The sequence below is a fragment of the bacterium genome, from assembly GCA_021372615.1.
In the GTDB taxonomy this organism is placed as follows: Bacteria; Armatimonadota; Zipacnadia; order Zipacnadales; family UBA11051; genus JAJFUB01.
In genome coordinates this window covers 22,637-29,491 of record JAJFUB010000099.1, presented here as the reverse complement: position 1 = coordinate 29,491, position 6,855 = coordinate 22,637, and the positions used below count along the sequence as shown (strand labels likewise).

The 6,855-nt window shown below is 68.8% G+C and carries 3 protein-coding genes; 1 reads left to right on the top strand and 2 read right to left on the bottom strand.

Going from position 1 to position 6,855, the window contains the following annotated elements; all coding sequences use genetic code 11:
* Positions 1 to 69 precede the first annotated feature (69 nt).
* Positions 70 to 2,835: a glycoside hydrolase family 5 protein gene (locus LLH23_15345; protein ID MCE5239841.1), complete on the bottom strand. Its 2,766-nt coding sequence runs from the start codon at positions 2,833 to 2,835 to the stop codon at positions 70 to 72.
* A gap of 152 nt (positions 2,836 to 2,987) precedes the next feature.
* Positions 2,988 to 4,928 (bottom strand): polysaccharide deacetylase family protein, encoded by a 1,941-nt coding sequence (locus LLH23_15340; GenBank protein ID MCE5239840.1) that lies wholly within the window; start codon positions 4,926 to 4,928, stop codon positions 2,988 to 2,990.
* A gap of 149 nt (positions 4,929 to 5,077) precedes the next feature.
* Between LLH23_15340 and LLH23_15335 the strand changes: the two genes are divergently transcribed.
* Complete coding sequence (locus LLH23_15335; protein MCE5239839.1) at positions 5,078 to 6,850, top strand: hypothetical protein; 1,773 nt, start codon at positions 5,078 to 5,080, stop codon at positions 6,848 to 6,850.
* Positions 6,851 to 6,855: the final 5 nt, after the last annotated feature.

Genomic DNA, 6,855 nt, shown 5'->3' with positions numbered 1-6,855 from the left:
AGCATCAGGTGGTGGGTGCCGCGGGGGGGGGGGCCCGCCGCCCCCGGCGCGGCACCCACCACCTGATGCTCACCAGTTCCTCACTGTGATGTAGCTCACGCCGTCCGGGTACACAAAGGGTTGTGTGGCCTGCTGGGTGTCCTCGGTCCCGTCGGCCTTGTGCAGCGTGATTCGGAGTTGTCCGTTCAGGCCCGGCAGCTCGGCCTTCATCCCCGGGGCGCTGCAATACAGGTGGTACTCGGCGCCCTCGCACACCAGCTCCCACAGGCCATTGACCATGTAGAGCCGGATGAGCGTCTGGTCGCCGGCGGTCACGGCGGTCGGGTTATCGCTGGGGCTGCCGCCCAGGCTGATCGGCGCCTGTCCCAGGTCCGTGAGCGCGTACAGCGTGCGCTCGGAGTTGTTCTGGTGCAACTCGCGCCGCTCGCCCCGGTTGGTGGCGTTGGTGACGAACTTCAGGCACCAGCGCTGAGACTGCTTGAGCGGCTTGCGGTCCAGGCTCAGCCACGCCAGGACGCCCAGCGGCGAGTCGGTGCTCAGCGTCAGTTCCTGGGTCTTGGTCCAGGCGGGACGGCTGAAGTCGCCGGCGATGATCTGCGCCGTAGGGGTGTTGGCCAGCAGCACGCCCGGGTCCTGCACGCGCCGCACCTGCATCGTGTCCGACAGGTAGCGGTCGTCATCCACGAACGAGTGCGACACGGGGTCATCGTAGAGCTGGTTGAGGGCATCCAGCGCCGCCCGCAACTGGTAGACGGCGTTGAGCTGGCGGAAGACGTAGTTGCCCCGGGTCATGTCGCGGAAGCCCAGGCAGGCTTCTCGGTCGTCGCCGATCCCGATGGGCCGCAGGTTCCCCCGCGCCTGGACATCGGCCAGCAGGTAGCCGGGCGAGGCCGTCAGGCGGTGTCGCTGGTTCGCGTCGAACATGGTGCCGCCGAATAGGAAGTCCTGGGTCTTCTCCGGCACGGTGGCGACGTCATAGCCGGAGAGCTGGTCGGCGCTCTTGCCGCGCTCGTGGTCGAGTAGGTCCATGGCGGGCCAGTTGGCGCAGATGACGGTGCGGTCGCCGGGGTAGGCCCCGCCGCTGCAGCGGCCGGAGGCGAGCACGAGGTCCAGGAACGACGGCTGGAAGCCCGGCGTGGGCGAGGCACCCGGGGCGGGACGGGGCGCCTTCTCCAGCTTCTGGTCGAAGAACAGCGTCGAGAGCTGGCACACCCAGCCGAGCTTGTAGATCTCGGTCGGGTAGGGCTGGTGGGTCGGGTAGTGGGTATCGAGGCTCGAGTACGCTACGGCCGCCTGGCGCTTCGCGGGGCTCACCATGCGCCGCAGGAAGATGGCCGCTCCGAGGGCCGCCGTGCTCCAGCGGCACGGGTCGGTGCGTACATCGAAGAACTCCACACGGCGTTGGCCGGGGCGGATGTCGTAGGTGAACAGGATCATGGCGTCGAGGTCCTGCAGGGCCCCGTACACGGCCGCCTCCATCAGGCCCGGCGCGCGGTAGCGGTTGGGCCAGCAGGTGTTCCATTCGCGGATGACCACCGGCCGCCCGGTGATGCGCCCGGCGCACACCCGCGGCACGAAGCTCTCCACCGAGGCATCGGCCAGCGGGTTGCTGTTGGCGTACATCGCCGGCAGGCGCCACTCGTTGCCCTTCTGCCACAGCGGATGGTCGTAGTAGAAGTTCATGCCCACGAAGTCGAGGGGCTCGGCGACGGAGCGCAGGTCGGACAGGTGCGTGGCGTCGGTCACAGCCGTGATGGGCTGATGCACGCCGTGGTTGCGCAGGTAGTCGCGCATGGTCCTGAAGTAGTCCTCATGCACGTCCACGATGAACAGGCGGCGGTCGCTGACGCGGCCGGTCTGGCCGTCCTCGGGGCCGGCGGACGCGCCGGTGGCCGACGGGAAGCCTCGCCCCGCAGCCGGGAACAGGCGCACCGTCCCACCCTCCAGCTTCTCATCGCCCAGCAGGCCCCGATGGCCGTCCGCATCGGTCCACGCCTCGGCCAGCGTCGCCGTGTCGCCGTACTTCTCCTTGAGCCACTCGTTCCAGCGCTTCTGCAAGTCCTCGCGGTAGGGCGAGACGAGGTCGCTCCAGTCCTTGGCGCGGATGAACAGGCCGTTCTCGTCGCACAGCTCGATGAGGCAGACAGTGGGGTCCTGCGCGTACGACAACCGCGTGTAGGGGTTGGTGTGCTCGACCAGGAGCTTACGGGCGTACTGCTGTTGCAGCAGGATGAGCCGGCGGTCGAAGAAGGCGTAGGGCTTGGCGCCACGGCCGAGGGCCTTGGCGTTCGGCACGTCCTCGACTTCGTGGAAGGTGCGGTAGTCGAGCAGATCGAGGTACACATAGATGCCGCGCTTGCCGCACTGGGCGATCCAGTAGTCCAGCAGATCGAGCCTGGCGGCGTCAATCCGGTCGGGGGTGCCGGCGGTGTCGGCGGGCAGCAGGCCCTCCACGTCGTCAAGGTGGTGGAAGCGCACGAGATTGAAGCCGGCGCGGTCTATGGTGGCAATGGCCTGGTCAATCAGGGGCTTGGGTGAGAAGACGGAGCCCTTGGCGATGTTGATGCCCCAGAAGTTCGCGCGGGTGCCGTCCTCGAAGTAGAAGTGCCCGTCATTGCCGCAGAACATGTCCCCCCGGCCACCCGTGGGACGGCCATGCAGGACGCTCAGGTCCACCAGCGAGGCGTCCGGGAAGTCGTTCGCCGCGAGGTCCAGGGAGGGCTGGTGGTTGGCGCCCAGCAGCGGCGGCGGGGGCGTCGGCGTGCCATTGGCCGCGAGGGCCATGGCGCACAGTAGCAGCAGCGGCGTGAGTTGCAGGGGGCGAGGACAGGCCATGACGTCGTTCTCTCGGGTTGATTGCTGGTGCGACAGTGCGAACGACACCCACGCCCGGCCCTGCGGGCCGACCCCTCCTGCGCTCGCTCACGAGCGCGAAAGGGAGGGGTACGGCAACGCCGCTTCCCGGCTCCCGCTTCCCGAATCCCGCCCTACAACTTCCACTCCAGCGGCTCGGCAAGCAGGTGCTGGACGCGGAAGGGGCGGTGGGCGGTCAGGGCAGAGATTGTGTCCAGCTTCAGGTTGCGCTGCGCCAGCGCCGGCAGCAGCAGGGGCAGTACGTCGCGCGTCTCGTCAAAGCCGTTGTGCAACAGGACGATGCCGCCGCCGTTGAGCTTGTTCAGCATCTTGGGCAGGATGTCCAGACCGGCCACTCCGGGATAGGAGGTGATGTTCTCGTTCCAGAAGACCGTGGTGAAGCCGGTCAAGTCCACCGCCTGGCGCACCTGCGGGTCGTAGTTCCCTCCGGGCGGCCGGAAGAGCGTGACGAACTCGCCGCTGGCTCGGCGGATCACCTGCCGGCTCATGACCAGTTCGCGCTCGACGCCCAGGGTGCTGATCTGCCGCAGGTTCGAGTGGGTATATGAGTGGCTGCCAATCTCGTGGCCGCGCTTGACGATCTCGCGCACCAACTCAGGGTACAGCTCCACCTGCTTGCCCACCAGCAGGAACGTCGCCTTGGCGTTGTAGCGATCCAGCAGGTCGAGAATCCACGGGGTCAGGATGGGGTGCGGCCCATCATCGAACGTGAGCGCCACGGCGCCGGGCTGGTTCAGGTTGTGGATCTCATGGGTCGCCACCGCATCCAGCAGCCCGAGCTTGCGGTAGCACAGCACCAGGTCGGCATGGATGCACGGCAAGGTGCAGTCATACGAGAAGGCATACTCATAGGCGTCCAGCGCCTGCTGTAGCTTGCCCTCGGCCTCCAGGGCATGGCCGACGAGCTGGGCCCGCAGCAGCGGATGAGCGCGCAGCACCAGCAGGCCCTCCAGGAAGTCCGTCACGCCCTGGCGCAGGGCCTGCTCATCGGGGGACAGCGTGCGCTGGCCGTTGGCGATGTTCACCAGCGCCGAGGCGCTCTTGACGATGGTGCCGTCGGCCCCGTAGCCATCCACGCGGATCTCGCGCAGCCCGTCGCGGGCGATGGTGGTGTCCACCGACACCCGGAAGGGTACGACATTGGCCATGCACGCGAACTGCTCGTCCACGAGCACAGCGACATACTGCACGCCCAGGTTCTGATCGGCGTAGATGGAGACCTCGATGCGGCCGCTGATCGAGCCACCGGGCTTCGGCCACTCGATGTGGAAGCTCGGATCGCCGCGGCTGAAGACGGTCGGCGCCGGGGCAGGCGTGCCCACGAACGAGGGCCCCGGTGCCGGAGACGGCGCGCCGACCGTGGCCAACCGCAGGGCATCATCCAGGCGATGGTCCGCGTAGTAGCGCGCCAGCGGCGAATACAGCGGCGAGTCGGCCACGATGCCGAGGGTCTGCTGCACGCCCTGCTCCACCGGCGCGGCGAGGACCTGCAGCGCGTCCGCGCCGCGGTTGCGGGCGAGCAGCGCCGCGGCCAGCACCTGCAGGGCCAGTTCGTGTCCGGGCTGCTCCTGCAGCGCCGTGCGGGCCTCGGTCTCGGCGGCTTCATACAGCCCGGCCAGGCAGGCCGCCTGGGCCTCCGAAGCGCGAATGGCGGCGCGCTGGCGGGTCTCCTGGGAGAGCGCCCGGCGGTAGTGTTCCACCGCGGCCGCGTAGTCGCGCCGCAGCAGGCTCAGGGTGCCCTCGCCCACCCGGGCTGCCGGGTGGGCTTCGTCCAGCGCCAGGGCGCGGTCGAGGCAGCTTTGCGCCGCGTCCTGCTGGCCGTTGAGCAGGTAGGCTGTGCCCTCGCCCACCAGCGCCTCGGCGCACTCCGCGTCCTGCAGACCGGCTTCGTGGAAGGCCTGGGCGGCGCCCTGGAAGCGCCCACCCAGCAGCAGACGGCAGCCGTCGCGCAGCTTGTCGGCGACACCGGCCTGCGCCGGCGCCATCGCGAGCGCCAGGCCCGTCAGCACGATGGCAGAAGCCGGGAGTATCCTGGAGAGAGCAGACAGCCTCACGACGCCTCCGCGGGGGTGCTTGAGAAGTAGCGGCATTATACATGACAGCAGGGGCAGAGGGAAAGGCGGGCGGCCGGGGAATACCGCGGCATTCGCGGCGGCCCCGGCCGCAAGCCGAGCTGTCGGCGGCCGGGAGCAGGAGACAGGCCATGGCTTGCGTTGCCGGCGTCCAGCTCTACCTTGATCTTGCTGAGCACATCGTCCGCCAGGCGACGGACTGGCAGACGCCGGCGGGCATGGTCGGCGACCCCTACAACGCGCCCGGGGTCGAGTCGGTGACGGCGACGGCGCGCTACTGCGCCGCGCTGGGGCATCTGCTGGCCGCCGGGCGTTGCGGGGACTTGCGGGACAGTGCCGTAGCAGCGATGGACTGGTGCTGTGGGGAGTTGGCACGGCACATCGCGTCGGGGGAGCAATGGCCCGCGGCCCAGTTCAATGTCAAGGACATGATGGTGCTCTACGGGGCGCTGGCGGGTTCGGAGCTCGAACTCGCGCCTCTGGCCCGCTGGGCCGCACAACTCACGTTCGACCCCGGACGCCTCTACTATGGCGAGCGCAACTTCGTCTTCTACTCCACCGCTGCCGAGACGCTCCGCCTCCGCCATCGCCTGACCTCCGCCTGGGAGTACGTAGACGCCCTCCTCGATAGCCAGATGGCGTTCTGGACGCCGGAGGGCCTGTACCGCGACCCCAACGACCCCGTGACCTACGACCTGACCGTCCGGCAGTCGCTGGCGATGACGCTGCACTACGGCTATGCGGGGCGGCACACACAGTGGATGCGCGAGGTGTTGCACCGAGGGGCGCTAACCACGCTGCAGCTCATCTCCCCGTGCGGCGTTGCGCCCTATGGCGGGCGCAGCAACCAGTTCCACATGATGGAGGGCATGATCGCCTACTTCGCTGAGTGGCAGGCGCGGCAGGAGACTGACGGTGACCTGGCCGGGGCGCTGCGAGGGATGGCACTGTCATGCGCCGAGGGGGTGCGCCGGTGGGTGCTGCAGACGACCTACTGCAGCCTCAAGCATAACATGGGTGAGGCGGAGATGTTCGGTCAGGACGGTTTCGGGCCTGGACACAACGCCCACAGCGGGTATGGCCTGTTGGCGGCAAACCTGTTCGCGGGAGCGTACCATGTAGCTGACGAGAGCATCAGGCCCACAGCGAGTTCGGGTGGAGCCCGCCTCCTACATCTCGGCGACGCCTTCCATCGTGTCTTCGCCACTGTGGGCGATGTCCACATCCAGATAGACACGCGCGGACAGGCGGGCCACGACGCCACAGGGCTGGGGCGCTTCCACCGGCGGGGCGTGCCCATTGAGACGGCCCTGAACATGAGCCTCGTGCGGGAGCCTGGCTACCATATGCCCCTGCCGACCGCGCCGCGCTCGGTGGCGCTCGGAGCCGGGTGGCCGTGCGCAGACGGATGGCGGTACCTGTCGGAGGCGGACCGGGAGAGCCATGACGTGACCGTCACGACGTGTCGCGCCCACGGCCCCCTCGAGTTCACTGTGTGCTACCGCTTCCGCGACCCGGAGGCCTGGGGCGTCCGCGAGGTTCTTGAGCACTACTCCCTGTCAGCCCGCGGCCTGGCCTGCCGCATCGAGGTCCCGGGTGTGCGCCGGCTGCGGCTACAAGTTCCGGTGATCGAGACGGATGGGGAGGCACGTTCAGCCGTGACCGTGTCGGACGATGGCGTGGAGGTCCGCTACCGGGGCCACAGATACGTCGTCAGCGTCGAGGCGACAGAGCTTGCCGCCCAGCTCCGCTGGCGCGGGCGTGACTACGCTCTCCGGGTCGAGGGCCTCGTTGCCGACAGGTTCATGGAGCCATGGCGCGCGCCGAACCGCAACGGCGTGTACCGGGTGGCGGTCTTCGAGGTCGCGGGCGAGGCCCTGACCTACCAGGCTTCACTGGTGTAGCCGTC